Source organism: Variovorax sp. P4_D9, assembly GCF_056401695.1.
On record NZ_JBFUIU010001586.1, the window covers coordinates 1 to 950 of the forward strand.

Below are 950 nucleotides of genomic sequence, written 5' to 3' on the forward strand. Positions count from 1 at the left end.
GCTCGCTCGGCCAACGCCGCAGCCCATTGGCTGACCGCATCAGTTTTGTTCGTGGCTGAGTTGAGTACCGCTCGGGCGCCCAGGACCAGCAGCGATCGCATGTACGGATCGCCCGCTTTCGTGATGTGGCCCAGTCGTGCCTTGCCTCCCGAGCTGTACTGGCTGGGCACCAAGCCGAGCGCAGCAAACTGGCGACCGCACTTGAACTCATGGCCGTCATCGCCAGCAGCGCGGTGGCGGTGGTTTGGCCGACGCCGAGCAGGCGCATGAGCTGCTGGGCCCGAGTGTCTTCGCGCGCCATCTGCGCGACGTGTCGGTCGTAGAGCGCAATCCGCTCGTCCAGCCGCATCAATTCGCTGAGCCGACGACGGTGTTGCTCCACCCGGGCAGACCCTCCAGGCAAGCTGCGGCGTGGCGACGCACGGTCGATGCCTTCAGCGGCAGCACGATGCCGAACTCGCTGAGCAATCCGCGGATCCGATTGATGGTTGCCGTGCGCTGCTCGATGAATCCCTGGCGCACGCGATGCACGCTCAGCTGTGACTGCTGCTGCAAGCTTTTGATCGGCACGAATCTCATGTTGGGCCGCTGTACCGCTTCGCAGATCGCCGCTGCGTCGGCGGCGTCATTCTTGCCACGCTTGCCGGACAGGCGATACGGGCTGACGAACTTCGGTGCCATCAGGCGCACCGTGTGACCGTGGGCCATGAACAGGCGCGCTCAGTGGTGCGCGCCGGAGCACGCTTCCATGCCGATCACGCAGGGCGGCAGCGACACGATCAATTCGAGCAACTTGGCTCGCGCCACGTTCGGACGCACGAGCTCGGACTTGCCGGCTTCATTCACTGCGTGGACGGCGAAAACGGTCTTGGCGAGATCGATGCCAACGTACAAAATAGTCATGGGGCTTCCCCTTCCGAGTGAGTTGATGGAGATTCGCAACCCCATCG

1 pseudogene is annotated in these 950 nt (G+C 64.0%); it reads right to left on the reverse strand.

Annotated features, from left to right (window positions below):
• Positions 1 to 903, reverse strand: a pseudogene (locus AC1DY5_RS57080) (IS110 family RNA-guided transposase); the annotation flags it as partial.
• Positions 904 to 950 lie beyond the last annotated feature (47 nt).